The organism is Streptomyces sp. NPDC006798 (assembly GCF_040635975.1).
Lineage (GTDB): Bacteria > Actinomycetota > Actinomycetes > Streptomycetales > Streptomycetaceae > Streptomyces.
On sequence record NZ_JBEYIS010000048.1, the window covers coordinates 30,031 to 48,010 of the forward strand.

11 protein-coding genes are annotated in these 17,980 nt (G+C 72.2%); 10 read left to right on the forward strand and 1 reads right to left on the reverse strand.

The annotated features are described in order from the left end of the window. The first annotated feature begins 24 nt into the window (after positions 1 to 24). Both ABZ714_RS27175 and ABZ714_RS27180 read left to right on the forward strand, forming a co-directional pair. Positions 25 to 555, forward strand: coding sequence for a DinB family protein (locus tag ABZ714_RS27175; RefSeq protein WP_358827972.1), 531 nt, complete (start codon positions 25 to 27; stop codon positions 553 to 555). Positions 556 to 758: 203 nt separating this feature from the next. Further along, the gene (locus ABZ714_RS27180) at positions 759 to 2,129 is read left to right on the forward strand and encodes a helix-turn-helix transcriptional regulator (protein ID WP_358827973.1); all 1,371 of its coding nucleotides are present in this window, start codon (positions 759 to 761) and stop codon (positions 2,127 to 2,129) included. Positions 2,130 to 2,329: 200 nt separating this feature from the next. Here the strand turns inward: ABZ714_RS27180 and ABZ714_RS27185 are convergent, their stop codons facing one another. After that, a complete protein-coding gene (locus ABZ714_RS27185; RefSeq protein WP_358827974.1) occupies positions 2,330 to 4,549 on the reverse strand; it encodes an NADP-dependent isocitrate dehydrogenase in 2,220 nt (739 codons plus the stop codon). Positions 4,550 to 4,849: 300 nt separating this feature from the next. Between ABZ714_RS27185 and ABZ714_RS27190 the strand changes: the two genes are divergently transcribed. The 8 genes from ABZ714_RS27190 to ABZ714_RS27225 all read left to right on the forward strand — a co-directional run bounded on the left by ABZ714_RS27190 (position 4,850) and on the right by ABZ714_RS27225 (position 17,937). Beyond that, positions 4,850 to 5,665, forward strand: a complete 816-nt coding sequence (locus ABZ714_RS27190) for an SAM-dependent methyltransferase (protein ID WP_358827975.1) — start codon at positions 4,850 to 4,852, stop codon at positions 5,663 to 5,665. 173 nt (positions 5,666 to 5,838) lie between these two features. Continuing rightward, entirely contained in the window at positions 5,839 to 7,074 is a 1,236-nt protein-coding gene (locus tag ABZ714_RS27195; RefSeq protein WP_358827976.1) for an alpha/beta hydrolase, read from the forward strand. 263 nt (positions 7,075 to 7,337) lie between these two features. Beyond that, the gene (locus ABZ714_RS27200; protein ID WP_358827977.1) at positions 7,338 to 8,510 is read left to right on the forward strand and encodes a chitinase; all 1,173 of its coding nucleotides are present in this window, start codon (positions 7,338 to 7,340) and stop codon (positions 8,508 to 8,510) included. 296 nt (positions 8,511 to 8,806) lie between these two features. Then, on the forward strand, positions 8,807 to 9,424 hold the full coding sequence (locus ABZ714_RS27205) for a DoxX family protein (protein WP_358827978.1): 618 nt from the start codon (positions 8,807 to 8,809) through the stop codon (positions 9,422 to 9,424). A gap of 19 nt (positions 9,425 to 9,443) precedes the next feature. After that, complete coding sequence (locus tag ABZ714_RS27210; protein ID WP_358827979.1) at positions 9,444 to 10,121, forward strand: hypothetical protein; 678 nt, start codon at positions 9,444 to 9,446, stop codon at positions 10,119 to 10,121. Next, positions 10,102 to 11,124 carry a polyphosphate kinase 2 family protein gene (locus ABZ714_RS27215; RefSeq protein WP_358827993.1) on the forward strand — a complete coding sequence of 341 codons (1,023 nt, stop codon included), beginning with the start codon at positions 10,102 to 10,104 and terminating at the stop codon, positions 11,122 to 11,124. Before ABZ714_RS27210 ends, ABZ714_RS27215 begins: the two co-directional genes overlap by 20 nt. Further along, positions 11,121 to 13,895 carry an HAD-IC family P-type ATPase gene (locus ABZ714_RS27220; protein ID WP_358827980.1) on the forward strand — a complete coding sequence of 925 codons (2,775 nt, stop codon included), beginning with the start codon at positions 11,121 to 11,123 and terminating at the stop codon, positions 13,893 to 13,895. The genes ABZ714_RS27215 and ABZ714_RS27220 overlap by 4 nt, the downstream gene beginning before the upstream one ends. A 379-nt stretch (positions 13,896 to 14,274) precedes the next feature. After that, positions 14,275 to 17,937, forward strand: a complete 3,663-nt coding sequence (locus ABZ714_RS27225; RefSeq protein WP_358827981.1) for a S8 family serine peptidase — start codon at positions 14,275 to 14,277, stop codon at positions 17,935 to 17,937. Positions 17,938 to 17,980: the final 43 nt, after the last annotated feature.

The window sequence follows — 17,980 nt, forward strand, 5'->3', positions numbered from 1 at the left end:
GGACCGTGTGCCAGGGTGTCGGCCGTGACCACGACATCCGATCCACGAACCGTCCCCCAGCCCCACGCCGGCGAACGCGCCATGCTGGAGAGCTGGCTCGACTTCCATCGCGAGACCCTCGCGCTCAAGACCGCCGGGATCACCGACGGACAGGCTCGGACGGCCTCGGCCGACCCGTCGGCGATGACACTGCTGGGCCTCGTACAGCATCTGGCCGAGGTGGAGCGGAACTGGTTCCGCAAGGTCTTCGCGGGCGACCGGGACGCGCCCCCGGTCTTCGCCGACGGCGGCGCCGACGGCTTCGGCCTCGACCACGACCGGGGCCTGACCGAGACCCTGGCCGTCTGGCGGACCGAGATCGACCGGGGCCGGGAGCTGGCCGCCGGGGCGTCCCTCGACGACCGCGGCCGCCTCTCCGACCGGGCCGCCGCCTTCGTGGGCGACCCCGAGGTGTCCCTGCGCTGGATCCTGGTCCACATGATCGAGGAGTACGCCCGGCACAACGGCCACGCCGATCTGCTGCGGGAACGGCTCGACGGCGCCACCGGGGCCTGACCCCGGCCGCCGGGGACCGCCGTGCCACCGGTCCGGGGCCCCGCGGTCCCGGACCGGTGGTGCGGCAGGGCCCCGCGCGGGGCCCCGTTCCGCGCGGGTCCACCGGGGACGGCCGTCGGGCACCGCCCCCGTGAACACCACGGTAGGCAGGGATTTCCGCCGTTCCCATCCCAGATGTCTGGGAGTCCCCCTAACCTGCCCGCGTGACCCGCTTTCCCGCCCGCTCCCCCGCACCCGATCCGGCCGCCCGGGCCGCGCTCACCGAAGCGCTCCGCCGCCGGCTCGGCGGCCCGGGGACCACCGGCTCCCTCGACGTCCTCCGTGCCACGGCCGACGCGCTGCTGCCCGCCGTACCGGCCGATGTGTGGTGTGCCGTACTCCTCGACCCGTCGACGCTGCTGGACACCGGCGGGCTGCACGAGCACGGCTTTCCGCACTCCGTGATGCCCCGGCTCTTCGAGATCGAGCACGCCGACCAGGAGGGCGTGGACAACATCAGGGCGCTGGCCCGGCGGCCGGCGGCGGCGAGTCTGCTGAGTACGTCGACCGGCGGGCGGGTCGCCGACAGCGTCTACTACCGCGACGTCCTGCGGCCGGTGGGGATGGCGGACGAGTTACGGATCCTGCTCCGGGACGGCGCACGCACCTGGGGGCTGCTCGTGCTCTGCCGGGCGGCGGACGCGCGGCCGTTCACCGCCGCCGATACGGCGCTCGCGGCGGCCGCCGGCGCCCCGGCGACGACGGCGCTGCGCCGGTCGCTGCTGCTGACGGGGATCGACCGGGACGACGTACCGGACGCGGCGGGGCTGCTGGTGGTGGACGACGGGATGGGCGTACGGCTGGCGACGGCGACCGCCGAACGCTGGCTGGCCCTGGTCCAGGAGGCGCATCCGGCGCCGGGGCGCGGACTGCCGTACGCCGTCGGGGCCCTGGTCCACCGGGCCCGCACCGTGCCGCCGGGGACCCAGGTGCGGTCCCGGGCGATCACGGTCACCGGGCACTGGGTCACCCTCAGCGCCTGGCGGGAGGCGCCGGGCGGCGGTACGGACGGCCCGGCTCCCGGCGCGTCGGGCACCGGCCTGGACGAGGGGCTGACGTATGTGTCCCTGGCGCCGAGCCATCCCCGGGAGCTGACGGCGATCGTGCTGGACGCGTACGGGCTGACGCCGCGCGAGCGGGAGGTGGCGCAGCAGGTGCTGCTGGGGCGGTCGACGGCGGAGATGTCGGCCCGGCTGCATATCGCCGAGTACACGGTCCAGGACCATCTGCGGAAGGTCTTCGACAAGGCGGGGGTGCGCAGCCGCCGGGACTTCAGCGGGGAGTTGTTCCAGCGCTGCTATCTGCCGCGGCTGGAGGATCCGCCGCTGACGAAGGACGGCCGGATGCGCGGCGAGGAAGGGCCCGGCAACGGCGCCGGAACCGGGAGCGGGGCTGGTTCCGGGGACGGGAAGGGCGGCGGATCGGGCGGCGGGGCCGGGAACGGTTCAGGTCGCGGTCGCGGTCGCGGTCGGCGTGAGGGGACCGGCGGCGGGGCGGCGGTCGAGGGCGGGGGCGGGGGCGGCGACGGGAGGTGAACCGGGCCCGGCCCGCGGTCGCGTCGTACCGCCGCTCCCGGGCCGTCGGCACGGTTCCGGCGAACACCGCCGGGGCCGGTCCCGTGGCGTCCGGCGTCACCGCGGCGGACCGGGGCCGGAACGGGCTCCGCCCCGCCCGGCGCGGTGGCCGGACGGGGCGGAGCTGACGTTCGACCGGTCTTCGGGACCGGCGGGCGGCGTCAGCCGAGGGAGGCGATGGCCTCGTTGAACGTGGCGGACGGACGCATCACGGCCGCGGCCTTCGCCGGGTCGGGCTGGAAGTAGCCGCCGATGTCGGCCGGGGAGCCCTGGACCGCGATCAGCTCGGCGACGATGGTCTCCTCCTGCTCGGAGAGCGTCTTCGCGAGCGGGGCGAACGCCTCGGCGAGCCGGGCGTCCTCCGTCTGGGCGGCCAGCTCCCGGGCCCAGTACAGGGCCAGGTAGAAGTGGCTGCCGCGGTTGTCGATCCCGCCGAGACGGCGGGTCGGCGACTTGTCCTCGTTGAGGAAGGTGCCGGTGGCCCGGTCGAGGGTCTCGCCCAGGACCTTGGCGCGGGCGTTGTCCGTGGTGACCGCGAGGTGCTCGAAGCTGACGGCCAGCGCGAGGAACTCGCCCAGGCTGTCCCAGCGCAGGTAGTTCTCCTTGACCAGCTGCTGGACGTGCTTGGGGGCGGAGCCGCCGGCGCCGGTCTCGAAGAGGCCGCCGCCCGCCATCAGCGGGACGACCGAGAGCATCTTGGCGCTGGTGCCCAGCTCCAGGATGGGGAAGAGGTCGGTCAGGTAGTCGCGGAGGACGTTGCCGGTGACGGAGATGGTGTCCTCGCCGCGGCGGATCCGCTCCAGGGAGAACTTGGTGGCCTCCACCGGGGAGAGGATCTTGATCTCCAGACCCTCGGTGTCGTGCTGCGCCAGGTACTCCCCGACCTTGGCGATCAGCCGCGCGTCGTGGGCGCGGGTCTCGTCCAGCCAGAAGACGGCCGGGGTGCTGCTGGCCCGGGCGCGGGTGACGGCCAGCTTGACCCAGTCCTGGATCGGCAGGTCCTTGGTCTGGCAGGCGCGGAAGATGTCGCCCTCGGCGACCGGCTGCTCCAGGACCACGGTGCCCGCGGTGTCGACCAGGCGGACCGTGCCCTCGGCGGCGATCTCGAAGGTCTTGTCGTGGGAGCCGTACTCCTCGGCCTTCTGGGCCATCAGACCGACGTTGGGCACGGAGCCCATGGTGGCCGGGTCGAAGGCGCCGTTGGCCCGGCAGTCCTCGATGACGGCCTGGTAGACACCGGAGTAGCTACTGTCCGGGAGGACGGCCAGGGTGTCGGCCTCCTTGCCGTCCGGGCCCCACATGTGGCCGGAGGTGCGGATCATGGCCGGCATCGAGGCGTCGACGATGACGTCGGACGGTACGTGCAGGTTGGTGATGCCCTTGTCGGAGTCGACCATCGCCAGGGCCGGGCCCTCGGCGAGCTCGGCGTCGAAGGACGCCTTGATCGCGTCGCCGCCGGGCAGGGTCTCCAGACCCTTGAGGACGGTGCCGAGGCCGTCGTTGGGGCTGAGTCCGGCGGCGGCCAGGGCCGGGCCGTGCTCGGCGAAGGTCTTCGGGAAGAAGGCCCGGACGACATGGCCGAAGACGATCGGGTCGGAGACCTTCATCATCGTGGCCTTGAGGTGGACCGAGAACAGCACGTCCTCGGCCTTGGCGCGGGCGATCTGCTCGGAGAGGAAGGTACGCAGGGCGGCGGCGCGCATCACGGAGGCGTCGACGACCTCGCCCGCCAGGACCGGCACGGACTCGCGGAGCACGGTGGTGGTGCCGTCGGCGGCCACGTGCTCGATCCGCAGGCTGCCGTCCTCGGCGATCACGGCGGACTTCTCGGTGGAGCGGAAGTCGTTCTCGCCCATGGTGGCGACATTGGTCTTCGAGTCGGCCGTCCAGGCGCCCATCCGGTGCGGGTGGGCCTTGGCGTAGTTCTTCACCGAGGCGGGGGCGCGGCGGTCCGAGTTGCCCTCGCGCAGGACCGGGTTGACGGCGCTGCCCTTGACCTTGTCGTAGCGGGCGCGGATGTCGCGCTCGTCGTCGGTCTTGGGGTCGTCCGGGTAGTCCGGGAGCGCGTAGCCCTGGCCCTGCAGCTCGGCGATCGCGGCCTTGAGCTGCGGGATCGAGGCCGAGATGTTGGGCAGCTTGATGATGTTGGCGCCGGGGGTCTTGGCCAGCTCGCCCAGCTCGGCGAGGGCGTCTTCGATCCGCTGCTCCTCCGCCAGACGCTCGGGGAAGGAGGCGATGATCCGCCCGGCCAACGAGATGTCACGGCTCTCGACCGCGACCCCGGCGGTGGAGGCGTACGCCTCGATCACGGGCAGGAACGAGTACGTCGCCAAGGCCGGGGCCTCGTCGGTGTGCGTGTAGATGATGGTCGAGTCAGTCACCGGGTGCTCCGCTCCTACTCCACGTCTGCAACATTGCTCGACATCAAGATATCTCGTGGCGGTGCCGGGCTCGACAGGGACCCTGAGACATGGGTCACCCGGGGCCGGAACCCGCCTCCGGGCCACCCGTATGCCGATGACACCCATCCGGATCGCCCGAAGGGTGTGAATTGCCGGAATCAACCCCCCGGGCGCGGCCCGAAGCGGGTCCCGACCGCTCCCGCCTGCGGACTCCCGCGAAGATCACGTTCATGGTTCACTGATCAAGCAAAGGTTTTGGCCACTCCTGGAGGCGCTCTGATGACCGAATCCGATCCCCGGCCCGCGTCCGCCGACGACCTCCGCTCCAGGATCGACACCGGCAAACCGCATTCGGCGCGCTTCTGGAACTACTTCGTCGGCGGCAAGGACAACTACGAGGTCGACCGGGAGATCGGGGACCAGATCAAGGAGATCTTCCCCGGTCTGGTGGATGTGGCCAGAACCAGTCGGCTCTTCCTCGGCCGGGCCGTCCGCCATCTGGCGGCCGAGCGGGGGATCCGGGACTTCCTCGACATCGGTACGGGTCTGCCGACCGCCGACAACACCCATGAGGTGGCCCAGCGCGTCGCGCCGGACGCCCGGATCGTCTACGTGGACAACGACCCGCTGGTCCTGGCCCACGCCCGGGCGCTGCTCACCAGTACGCCCGAGGGCCGAACCGCCTATATCGACGCCGATCTGTACGACCCCGCGCGGATCGTCGCCCGGGCCGGGGAGACCCTGGACCTCTCCCGGCCGGTGGCGCTGATGATGCTCAACGTGCTGGGGCATGTGGCCGACCCCGAGCGGGCCAAGGGGCTGATCGACGCCGTGATGGCGGAGCTGCCGTCCGGCAGCTGTCTGGTGATCAGCGACTCGACGGCCACCAGCCCGGGGATGGTCGCCGCGTCGGAGGCGTACAACAAGAGCGGCGCGGTGCCCTACCACGTCCGTACCGTCGAGGAGTTCGGCGGATTCTTCGACGGGTTCGAGCTGGTGGAGCCGGGTGTGGTGCCGGTGACCCGGTGGCGCCCCGAGGGCGAGGGCACGCCCGAGCGGGTCGACGCGTACGGCGCGGTGGCCCGCAAGCCGTAGGCCGTCTCCTCACCCGGTCCGGAACCGGCCTGTTCCCTACGGGGGTTGGCCGGATTCCGCCGCCGGTACGACCTGAGGTGTAGGCCGGGCACCGGTTTCCCCGCCCGGGGGCGGAGTGCCGGTCTTCCGGAAGTCTGACGCGAAGCGGCGGATCCGGCTCTACCGTCGTCCCCATGTTCCCTCTCACCCGTACGGCCACCGCCGTCGTCCTCGCCTGCACGCTCGCGCTGCCGCTGGCCGTCGCGGGCCCGGCGTCCGCCGGGACCGCCGAGCGCGCGGCGCCCGACCGGGTCGCCGTCGCGGTCGCCCCGGCGGGCTCCGCCGGGACCGACCGGGCGCCGAGCACCGCCGAACTCCGGCTCCCGCGCCCGACCGGCAAGTACGCGGTCGGCAGTTCGGTCCACCATCTGGTCGACCGCTCCCGGAAGGATCCGTGGGAGCCGGCGGCGGACGGCCGCGAACTGATGGTCACCCTCCACTACCCGGCGAAGCGCTACGGCGGCGGCACGGCCCGGACCCCGTACGCCACCAGCGCCGAGACCACGGCCCTGATCCGGGGCCTGGGCATAGAAGGAGCCGTTCCGCCGGAGCGGCTGGCCGCGACCGGCACCCACAGCCGCCCCGGGGCGAAGCCCGCGCGGGGCCGGTACCCGCTGGTGGTCCTCTCCCCCGGGTTCAGCGTCTCGCGGTACACCCAGACGAGCCTCGCCGAGGACCTGGCGAGCCGGGGCTATGTCGTCGCCTCCGTCGACCACGCCTACGAGTCGTTCGGCATCTCGGTCCCGGGCGGCCGGACGCTGCCCTGTACGGCGTGCAAGGCATTGGACGTGGACGGGGTGCCCCCGAGCGTCGTCACCTCGACCCGGGCGAAGGACGTCTCGTACCTCGTCGACCGGCTCACCGGCCGTCACCCGGTATGGAAGTACGCGGGGATGATCGACCGCGAGCGGATCGGGATGGCGGGCCACTCCATCGGCGGGGCGTCGGCCGCCACCACCATGGCGGGTGACCGGCGGGTGCTGGCCGGGATCAACATGGACGGGGCGTTCTGGGAGGACCTGCCGCCCGGCGGGCTGAACGGCCGGGCCTTCATGATGCTGGGCACCGATGACGAGGTCCACCGGCCCGGCGGTATCGACACCACCTGGGACCGGATGTGGCCGACGCTGGACGGCTGGAAGCGCTGGCTGACGGTGGAGGGGTCGGACCACGGCTCGTTCTCCGACTTCCCGCTGATCCAGGGGCACTTCGGACTGCCCGCGCCGCCGCTGCCCGCCGAGCGGACCGCCGCCCTGGTCCGCTCCTACGTCGCCGCCTTCTTCGACCAGCATCTGAAGGAGCGTCAGCAGCCGTTGCTGACGGGCCCGTCGGCGGCCACCCCGGAGGTCGACTTCCACCATCTGCCCTGACGGCGGCCCCCGGGACACCCCGCTCACCGGGGAACACGCCTGGTCACTGTTGGTCCAGACCTCTTGACGAAAGGTCTGGACCAACTTACGTTGTGGCGCACCACCCCCACGTACGTCTCCAGGCCCCCCACAGTCCCAGGAGGTGAGCGTGTCCCGGCGATGTCCCCCCACCCCCCGTCCGCCGCATCCCGCCCCCTCCCGTCCGGCCGTGAGCCGACGGCCACCGGCTGCCGGAAGCCCGTGGAGACAGGAAGGGAGCACGCATGAAGGCTCGCCGATCCCGATTCTTCGGGGCGGGCATCGCGGCGGCCCTGGCCGTCCCGCTGTTCCTCGCCGCGGCCCCGCCCGGACAGGCCGCCGACGGCCCGCCCCGGGCCGTACCGCTCGAACTGACCTCGAAACTCGCCGAACGGGCCGCCGAACGCCCCGTCACGGCCGAACGTGACCGGGGCGCCGACTCCGCCGCACGCGCCGCCGCCGATACCTGCGCCATCAAGTCCAAGCCCGCGGGCAAGATCCTGCACGGCTACTGGGAGAACTGGGACGGCGCCGCCAACGGCGTCCATCCGCCGATGGGCTGGATCCCGATCAACGACTCCCGGATCACCGCCAACGGCTACAACGTCCTCAACGCCGCCTTCCCGGTGATCCTCCCCGACGGCACGGTGCTGTGGGAGGACGGGATGGACCGTACGGTGAAGGTCGCCACCCCGGCCGAGATGTGCGCGGCCAAGGCCAACGGCCTGACCATCCTGCTCTCCATCGGCGGGGCCGCCGCCGGGATCGACCTCAGCTCCGCCGCGGTCGCCGACCGCTTCGTCAACACCGTCGTACCGATCCTCCAGCGGTACAACTTCGACGGGATCGACATCGACATCGAGACCGGCCTGACCGGCAGCGGCAACATCAACCAGCTCTCCGCCTCCCAGACCAATCTGATCCGGATCATCGACGGCGTACTCGCCCGGATGCCGTCGAACTTCGGTCTGACCATGGCCCCCGAGACCGCCTATGTCACCGGCGGCAGTGTCGTCTACGGCTCCATCTGGGGCTCGTATCTGCCGATCATCAAGAAGTACGCCGACAACGGCCGGCTGTGGTGGCTCAACATGCAGTACTACAACGGCGCGATGTACGGCTGCTCCGGCGACTCCTACGAGGCCGGTACGGTCGCCGGGTTCCGGGCGCAGACCGACTGCCTCAACCGGGGCCTCGTCATCCAGGGCACCACGATCCGGGTGCCGTACGACAAACAGGCTCCCGGCCTCCCGGCCCAGCAGGGCGCGGGCGGCGGCTATATGCCCCCGCCGCTGGTCGCGCAGGCGTGGAACGGCTACAACGGCGCGCTGAAGGGTCTGATGACCTGGTCCCTGAACTGGGACGGCTCCCGCAACTGGACCTTCGGCCAGAACGTGAAGTCGCTCCAGGGCCGCTGACGGCACGTCACCCGAGGCACCACGCCGCCGCCCGCGCCCACCCGCGCGGGCGGCGGCCCGCACCCCACGGAAGCCGGCCGACCGGCCCGGCCATCGACCTCAACTCCGTTGTGTCACGGCCCTGTTACGTCACGGTTCTATCGGTCTGCCCCGGCCCGACCTCGCCACCTGCCCGCCGTGACGAAACACTCCGCAATAATGGTCCAGACCTTTACGGACGCCCAGGTCGCCTTATAGCGTGCACACCGGTGAAACATCCCCCACAGTTTCATCATCCCCCCACAAGGAGTGACACGTTGACGGCCATCCTCGATGCCGCACTGTGCCGCTACCAACGGCACAGCACCACCATCCTCAGAGTCTCCGTCGGGCTGGTCTTCGTCGGATTCGGCGTCATGAAGTTCCTCCCGGGCGCCAGCCCGGCCGAGGACGTCGCGACCCGGACCATGGACGTCCTCGCCTTCGGGCTCGTACCGCCGGGGGCGACCCGCCCCCTGCTGGCGCTGTTCGAGACCGCGATCGGCGTCGGGCTGATCACCGGATTCCTTCTGCGGGTGGTGCTCGCGGCCTTCTTCCTGCACATGGGCGGGGTCTTCTCGGCCCTGCTGATCCTTCCGGACGAGATGTGGAACGACCAACTGCCCACCCTGGAGGGGCAGTACATCATCAAGAATGTCGTCCTGATAGCCGCCTGCCTCGCGGTCGCGGCCGAGGAGAGCCGCCACACCACGGTGGTCACCCCACGCCGCCGTCATGCCCGCGATCCCGAACCTCGGGCCGTCCGGGAAGCCGAGCCGCCGCTCGTCGTACCCGACCCGGGGCCGACCGTCCCGCGGCGGTCCGACCCGGGACACCGATTCGCCGCCCGGGAGCCGGCCACCAGGCCGAGCCGGGAACCCAGCGCCCGGTTGTAGCACCACCGTTACCGGGATTGTGGGCTCCACCACAGGTGGATCCGGTGGTCCGCTGCTGGACTCGGCCGATGCGCCGACCCGCACGGACCACCGCGCCCCCGATTCCCGTCACCCCGGCCGCCGGACGGGCGACGTGACGGCCCTCTTCCTGCTGCTGGTCATCCCGGTGGGTGGAGGCGTCGCCGTCACCCTCACCGGATACGGCATCGGGACCCTGGTGGACTCCTTCCGCGCCCGCCACCGGACGGCCGCCCGGCTGCGGGCCCTGGCGGGGCTCTGCTGGGGCGCGGCGGCCGTGGTCTATACGTACGGCGCCGTACTCCTGGCCCTGTCCGTACTGTCGGCGGAGGACGGCGGCACGAACTCCTCGCCCCCGCCCCCCTGCTGGGATGTCCCGGGGCACCGGGAGGACCTCGAACGGGTCGCCGGCTACTCGCTGGACTTCCTGCCGCTGCGGTTCGACTGCGACCTGACCGGCGGCGGCTCCTACGACGCGGGCGCGGTGCCCGGAATCGTCAACGCGGGCGCCGGGGCCCTCACCCTCTCCGGAGCCGTCGTCCGGTTCGCCGCCGGACGGCTCCGGCCCTCACCCGATCGGCGCACCGGTATTGCCTCCGCGAAGGACCCGGCGGAGGGTGGCGGGGACGGCTGTGCGGGGAGAAGGGCTGGTCGACGGCATGGCGGAGAAGGCCGATAGGACGGACCACACCGACAAGCGGGCCCGGCGGATCGCGGACTTCATCGCACCGCTGCGGGTCCCCCCGGGATCGGAAGTCGATCTCGCGGCGGACTACGACCCCCGCTACCGGGCGCACCTGCAGAAGGCACAGGGCGTGGAGCTGCTGCGGACGGGCGTCGAACTGCTCGCCGAGTACCAGGCCCGGCTCGCCGCCCAGGACACCTACGGTGTGCTGGTCTGCCTCCAGGCGCTGGACGCCGGGGGCAAGGACGGCACCATCCGGCATGTGATGACGGGGATGAACCCGCAGGGCGTCCACGTCAGCAGCTTCAAGGTGCCGTCCGACGAGGAGCTGGACCACGACTATCTGTGGCGGTACGCGCGCCGGCTGCCCGCCCGGGGCGATATCGCGGTCTTCAACCGCTCCCACTACGAGGAGGTCCTCGTGGTCCGGGTCCATCCGGAGGTGCTGGACCGGCAGAAGCTGCCGCCGTCGGCGCGCCGGCGCGGGATCTGGGAGCGCCGCTACCGGGAGATCAACGACTGGGAGCGGTATCTCACCGACAACGGCTTCAAGGTCGTGAAGATCTTCCTCAATCTCTCCAGGGAGGAGCAGCGGACCCGGTTCCTCAAGCGGATCGATCTGCCGGAGAAGAACTGGAAGTTCTCCGCCGCCGATGTCCGGGAGCGCCGGTTCTGGGACGACTACCAGCGGGCCTTCTCGGAGATGCTGTCGGCGACGAGTACGGAATGGGCGCCCTGGTACGTCGTACCGGCCGACCGCAAGTGGTTCGCCAGGATCTGCGCCTCTGCGGTGCTGGTGCACACTCTGATGGAGCTCGACCCCCGGTATCCGACCGTGGGGAAGAAAGCCCGCGAGGAGCTGCTGAACGTCCGGCGGGAGCTGGAGGCCGAGGCGCCCGAGGGCGCCGCGGAGGATCCGTACGCGGCCTCTCACCCCGGTACCGCTTCGCCGCTGCCCCGCAAGCGGAGCCGTAAGGGCAAGGCGGCGCGACGGTGAGCGGCGGCGCCGGGCCGGAGCCCGCGGCCGGTCCCGGTGACACGCCCTGGTACGCGCGGGAGGCGGCGGAGGTCGCGGCGGCGTTCGGGGTCGATCCGGAGTCCGGCCTGCCGTCCGGGCGGGCAGCCGAGCTGCTGGCCGCGCACGGCCCGAACGCGCTGCCGGAGGAGAAGCCGCCGCCCGCCTGGCGGCGGTTCCTGGCGCAGTACCGCAGCTATATGCAGATCATTCTGGTGGCCGCGGCGGCGGTGTCGCTGGCGATCGGCCAGTGGAGTACGGCGGTCCTGCTCGCCCTGCTGACCGTGTTGAACGCGGTGGTGGGGTTGCGGCAGGAGGGCAAGGCGGAGAGCGCGATGAACGCGCTGAAGTCGATGATGCGGGCGACCGCGCGGGTCCGGCGGGACGGGACGGAGTCCGAGATCCCGGCCGAGGGGCTGGTGCCGGGGGACGTGGTGCTGATCGCCGCCGGGGACCAGGTCCCGGCGGACGGGCGGATCGTGTCGGCCGACGCGCTCCAGATCGACGAGTCGGCGCTCACCGGGGAGAGCGTGCCCGCCGGGAAGGACACGGCGGCCCTGGCGGCGGCGGGCGGCGCCCCGTCCGGCGGGCTCTCCCCCGGCGAGCAGTCGAATACGGCCTTTATGAACACCCCGGTCACCCATGGCGGCGGGGTGCTGGTGATCACGGCGACGGGGGCGGACACCGAGCTGGGGAAGATCTCCGGCATGCTGTCGGCGACCCGGTCCGAGCAGTCCCCGCTGACCCGGCAGCTCGACCGGCTGACGCTGTGGATCGCCGGGGCGGCCGGGCTGACCATGGTGGTGATGTTCGCCCTGGGCCGGACCCGGGGCCAGGCGTGGGACACCCTCTTCGTCAGCGCCGTCTCCCTCGCGGTGGCCGCGATCCCCGAGGCCCTGCCGACGGTGACACAGGTGATCCTCTCCGTCGGCAGTCTCAATCTCGCCCGGCGCAACGCGATCGTGAAGGAGCTGCCGTCGGTGGAGACGCTGGGCTTCACCTCGGCGATCAACTCCGACAAGACCGGCACGCTGACGATGAACCAGATGACGGTGGTGGAAGTGGTCACACCGACGGACCGCTACACCGTCTCCGGTACGGGGTACGGGCTCGGCGGCCGGATCCACCGGGCGGCGGGCTCCACGACGAGCGTCGAGGACGCGATCCTGCCGTTCCTGATGGCCAATGACGCCCGGCTGGTGGACGGCGCGGTGGTCGGGGATCCGACCGAGGGCGCCCTGCTGGTCCTCGGACACAAGGCGGGGCTGGACATCGAGGCCAGCCATGACCGGCTGCCGCGGCTGGCGACCCTGCCGTTCGACCCGGTCTACAAGCTGATGGCGACCTTCAACTCCGCCGAGGACGCGGCCGGGCGGCCGGTGGTGCGGGTCTTCGTCAAGGGCGCGGCGCCCGCGGTGACCGAGCGGGCCACGAGCGCGCTGGCCGACGGCCGTGACGTGCCGTGGGACGCGGAGCTGAGCGGCCGCGCCGCCGAGGCCGTGGCCCGGATGGGCGGTGAGGGCCATCGGGTGATGGCCGCCGCGACCCGGGATCTGGATCCGGCGGAGTTCGATCCCGGGGGCGATCTGCTGGGCCTGGTCACCGGGGTGCGGATGACGGCACTGGTGGGGATGGTGGATCCGCCGCGCGAGGAGTCCCGGGCGGCCGTGGCCGCCGCGCAGAAGGCCCATATCCGGGTCCGTATGGTCACCGGGGACGATGTGACCACGGGCGCGGCGATCGCCCGGCAGCTCGGCATCCCCGGTGACGCGGTGCTCGGGGCCGACTTCGCGGCGCTCCCGGAGGCGGAACGTCTCGCCAGGATCGACTCGGTCGGGGTGGTGGGCCGGGTGGCGCCCGAGCACAAGGTGCTGCTGGCCGATGTGCTGAAACGGAAGGGCGAGGTCGTCGCGATGACCGGCGACGGGGTCAACGACGCGCCCGCCATCAAGGCCGCCGATATCGGGATCGCCATGGGCAGCGGAACCGATGTGGCGAAGAACGCCGGCCGGATGATCCTCTCGGACGACAACTTCGCCACGATCGTCTACGCCGTCGAGGAGGGCCGCAAGCTCTACGACAATCTGAAGAAGTACATCCGGTTCGTGCTGTTGCTGCTGGTCACCTTCGTCCTGACGTTCCTCGGCGCGACGCTCTTCAATATCGCGGCGGGTGAGCCGTTCACCCCGGCCCAGGTGCTCTGGATCCACTTCGTGGTCAACGCGCCGTTCGGCTTCGCACTCGGTTTCGACCGGGAGAGCCCGGGCCTGATGCGGCGGCGGCCCCGGCCGCGCGGCGAGTCCGTACTGACCCGTCCGCTGCTGCTCACGGCCGGGCTGAGCGGGCTGCTGCTGACCGTGCTGCTGCTGGCGCTGATCGTGCTGGGCGAGAAGCACTTCGGCAGTGCGGAGATCGGCCGGTCGACGGCGTTCACCGCGTTCGCGCTCTGTCTGATCGTGGCGGCGTTCGAGTGCCGGAGCGAGACGGAGTCGGTACTGCGGGCGTCCACCTTCGACAGCAAGCAGATGAACTGGGCGGCGCTGGCCGAGTTCGTCCTGGCGGTGATGGTGACCCAGCTGGACGGCTTCCGCCGGATCCTCGACACGGTCCGGCTGGACCTGCGGCAGTTCGGCTGGGCCCTGCTGGCGGCGGTGGTCCTGCTGGTCTGCTGGGAAGCGGCCAAGTTCCTGGCCCGCCGCGCCCGCGGGGCCCCCGCCGCCGTACCCGAACCGGTGCCGTCGTCCGCGTCCTGACCGCCGCCGCGGTCCGTTACCCGACCGGCGGCCCCGGGACAGCCGTAGCCACGCACTGACCAGCGCCCCGGTCCGCGCGCAGGCGGACCGCGCGATTCTCCGGTCGGCTGAGCGGACCCGGATACTCCATGTGTCCCGCGGATGAAAACCCGCGGGACATTTGCCTGCTCTTGGGGACATCGTGGCCGACGCGCGGGCCGCGACGCCGATGCCCTCTTGTTGCGGGGGTGCCCACTGCTCCACGATGAACGGCAACGTTAACCCGTCCATGACAACGGCTCCGCCCGGGGCCGTGTCCCGGGCGGGTGTTTCTGCTCCACGCACGTTTCCGGCACCTTCCTCAGCGGCCCGAACGGCCGCCAGCGCAAGGGGAGACAACGTGGCACGACGGATCACTCGTATCGGCCGGGTACTGCGCGTCAGACGCGCCCGGCCCTCCTCCACCCCCGACCGCGGACCGCGCCGCCGTCCCTCGCGGACCGCGCTCTCCGCCCTCGCCGCCTGCTCCGGCGTCCTGCTGTTATTACCGCTCGGCGCGGGCTCCGCGGGCGCGGCTCCGGCGGCCGGTCCCTCGTCCGCCGAGCGGCGGGCGATCGCCGAGAACAAGATCGAACCCGAACTGCGGCGCCAGCTCGACCGGGGCAAGACCGAGTTCTGGGTACGGTTCGACACCGCCGCCGACCTCGGCACCGCCGAGCGGGCCCGGGGCAAGGCCGCCAAGGCACGGGCCGTGTACGACGCCAAGCGCGCCCACGCCGAACGCTCCCAGGCGGGTGTGGTCGAGGCCCTGAAGAACGTCCGGGCCGAGTACACCGCCTACTGGGCCGTGAACACCGTCCGGGTCGTCGCCGACGCCAAGGTCGCCGATTCGCTGGCCCAGCGGCCCGAGGTCGCCGGGCTGGACGCCGACGACACCGTCACCCTCCCGAAGCCGGTCAGGGGCGAGCGGGAGACCACCGTCGACGCGGTCGAGTGGAACATCGACCGGATCGGCGCCCCCCGGGTCTGGGAACAGCTCGGGTTCCGCGGCGAGAGCGTCGTGGTCGCCAATATCGATACCGGGGTGGACCTCCAGCACCCCGCGGTCAACACCCAGTACCGGGGCCGGGCGGCCGACGGCACGTACACCCATGACTACAACTGGTTCGACCCGGCCGGGATCTGCCCCACCAGGGCCCCCTGCGACAACAACGACCACGGCACCCACACCATGGGCACGATGGTCGGCGACGACGGCGGCGCCAACAAGATCGGAGTGGCGCCCGGGGCCCGCTGGATCGCCGCGAAGGGCTGCGAGTCCAACTCCTGCTCCCAGGCGTCCCTGCTGGCGTCCGGGCAGTGGATCCTCGCCCCCACCGATGGCAACGGGGTCAATCCGCGCCCCGATCTCGCCCCCGACATCGTGAACAACTCCTGGGGCAGCGGCGTCCACAACCCCTGGTACAAGGAGATCGTCAACGCCTGGCGGGCGGCCGGGATCTTCCCCGCGTTCTCCAACGGCAACAACGGTCCGGCCTGCGCCACCAGCGGCTCCCCGGGCGACTACGTGGCGTCGTACAGCTCCGGCGCCTTCGACGTCAACAACGCCATCGCCAGCTTCTCCTCCCGGGGCGCCGGTGACGAGGGCGGCGTCAAGCCCAATGTCGCCGCGCCCGGGTCCAATGTGCGCTCCGCGATCCGCAACGGAGGATACGGCTCGTTCTCCGGCACCTCGATGGCCTCCCCGCACACCGCCGCCACGGTCGCCCTGATCTGGTCGGCAGCCCCGGCGCTCCGCGGCGACGTGGCCCAGACCGCCGCACTGCTCGACCAGTCCGCGATCGACGTCGACGCCACCGCCTGCGGCGGCACCCCCGCCGACAACAATGTCTTCGGCGAGGGCAGGCTGGACGCCTTCGCCGCCGTCCAGGCCGCGCCGAGGGGACCGGTCGGCGCGCTCACCGGTACCGTGACCGCCACCGGCGCCCCGCTCGCCGGGGCCCGGGTCGTCGCCGAGGGCCCGATCAGCCGGACCGCCGTCACCACCGCCGACGGCCGCTACAGCTTCCCGGCGCTCTCGGCCGGGACGTACACCGTCACCGGCGGCAAGTTCGGCCACCAGAGCGCGACCGGTACCGTCACGGTCGCCGAGAACGCCACCGCCACCCTCGATCTCGCCCTCGTCCCCGCCGCGTCCGGCAAGGTCACCGGCGTGGTGACCTCGGCCGACGGGCCCGCCGCCGGTGCCACGGTGTCCGTCACCGACACCCCGGTGACCGCGGTGACCGACGCCGCCGGCCGGTTCGAGGCGGTCCTGCCGCACGGCGCGTACGAACTGCGGGCCACCCACCCCTCCCGCTGCGCCACCGCGGGCTCGACCCGGATCACCGTCGGCGGTGAGACCACGGCGCAGATCGCGCTGCCGCAGCGCACCGACACCTTCGGCTACGCCTGCGCCACCGGGAGCGGCGGCTATCAGGCCGGGACCCAGCGGCTCGCGCTCACCGGCGACAACGCCACCGAGCGGGTCGAACTCCCCTTCGCCGTCCCGTTCTACGGGAAGAACTACGGGGTCGCCCATGTGGGGACCAACGGCAACCTCAGCTTCGGCGGCCCGCACACCGGCGACTCCAACGGAAGCATCCCCAGCCTCTCCACCCCGAACGCCGGCCTCTACCCCTTCTGGGACGATCTGGTGCTGACCGGTGAGGGCGAGTCCGCGGTCTACACGGGGGTGACCGGAACCGCGCCCAACCGGGCGTACGTCGTCGAATGGCGCGACGCCGTCCACTGGTCGGACCAGAACAGCCGGTTCTCCTTCGCCGCGGTGATCGGCGAGAACGGTGTGGTGACCTACCACTACAAGGGCACCACGGGCAGCGGTCTGCCGGGCGGCGCCAGTGCGACCGTCGGGGTGGAGAACGCCAACGGCACCGACGCGTTCCTCTACTCCCTCAACTCCCCCGCCCTCACCGACGGCCTGTCGATCTCCTTCCGCACCACCCGGCACGGCGTACTGCAGGGCCGGGTGCTCGACGCCAATGACGGCAAGGGCGTCGCCGGGGCGACGGTGGCGGTCGGCACCGGGACGTCGGCGGTGACCGTCACCACCGGCGCGGACGGCGGCTATGTCGCCCAGACCCCGGCGGGCGCGCAGCCGGTGGCCGTATCGGCGCCGTCGTACGAGAGCGCGGAGGCCACCGTCGAGGTGGCGGCCGGGACCGTGGCCCGGGACAGCCGGTCGCTGCGGACCGGCCGGGTGACGCCCGCCAGGGCGTCGCTCGATGTGGTCGCCCCCGGTGACCAGCGCCGCACCCGGACGATCGAACTGTCCAACCCCGGTCTCGGAACGGCCTTCACGGCCGCGTCCGAGGCGTCCTGGCTGACGGTCGGCCCGGCCTCCGGCGAACTGGCCACCGGCGCGAAGACGGCGCTGACCGTGACCGTGGACACCGCGGGGCAGGCCCCGGGCACGGTGCTCCGCGGCGCGGTCCGGGTCGAGTCCCGCAGCGGCCGTTCGCCGGTGCTGTCGATCCCGGTCACGGTCGTCGTGCCGCGCTACCGGACGGCGCTCGACACCGGCGCCAGGGCGGCGTCGGTCGACGCGCTGGGCGACAGCTGGACCCCGGACCGGGCCTATGCGAGCGGTTCGTACGGCTACCAGGGCGCGTCCGGGACCCGCTCCACCAGCCGTACGATCGCCGGTACGGATGATCCGGCGCTCTTCCGCACGGCCCGTGAGGGCATGTACGAGTACCGCTTCGACGGTGTGCCGAACGGGGTCTACACCGTGGAACTCGGCTTCGCCGAGGTGTCGTCGACCCGGCCCAACAAGCGGGTCTTCGACGTACTCGCGGAGGGGACGCAGGTACTGCCCGCCCTCGACATCGCCCTGGAGGCGGGGGCGTACACGGCCGTTCAGCGCGCTTATACGGTGACGGTCACCGACGGGACGCTCAACGTCCGGTTCGTCGCCCGGGCCGGTTACGGCAAGCCGCTGGTCAACTCCCTGCGGGTGACCGACCGGCCGGACCTGGCACCTCCGGCGCGGGCGGCCCGGTGACGGCCGCGGGCTGATCCGCCGAGCCACCGATCCTCTTGAAGAG

Coding starts and splice junctions, on each gene's coding strand:
- ABZ714_RS27190 (WP_358827975.1), top strand. CDS start 4,850: ATGACCGAATCCGATCCCCGGCCCGCGTCCGCCGACGACCTCCGCTCC.
- ABZ714_RS27195 (WP_358827976.1), top strand. CDS start 5,839: ATGTTCCCTCTCACCCGTACGGCCACCGCCGTCGTCCTCGCCTGCACG.
- ABZ714_RS27200 (WP_358827977.1), top strand. CDS start 7,338: ATGAAGGCTCGCCGATCCCGATTCTTCGGGGCGGGCATCGCGGCGGCC.
- ABZ714_RS27215 (WP_358827993.1), top strand. CDS start 10,102: ATGGCGGAGAAGGCCGATAGGACGGACCACACCGACAAGCGGGCCCGG.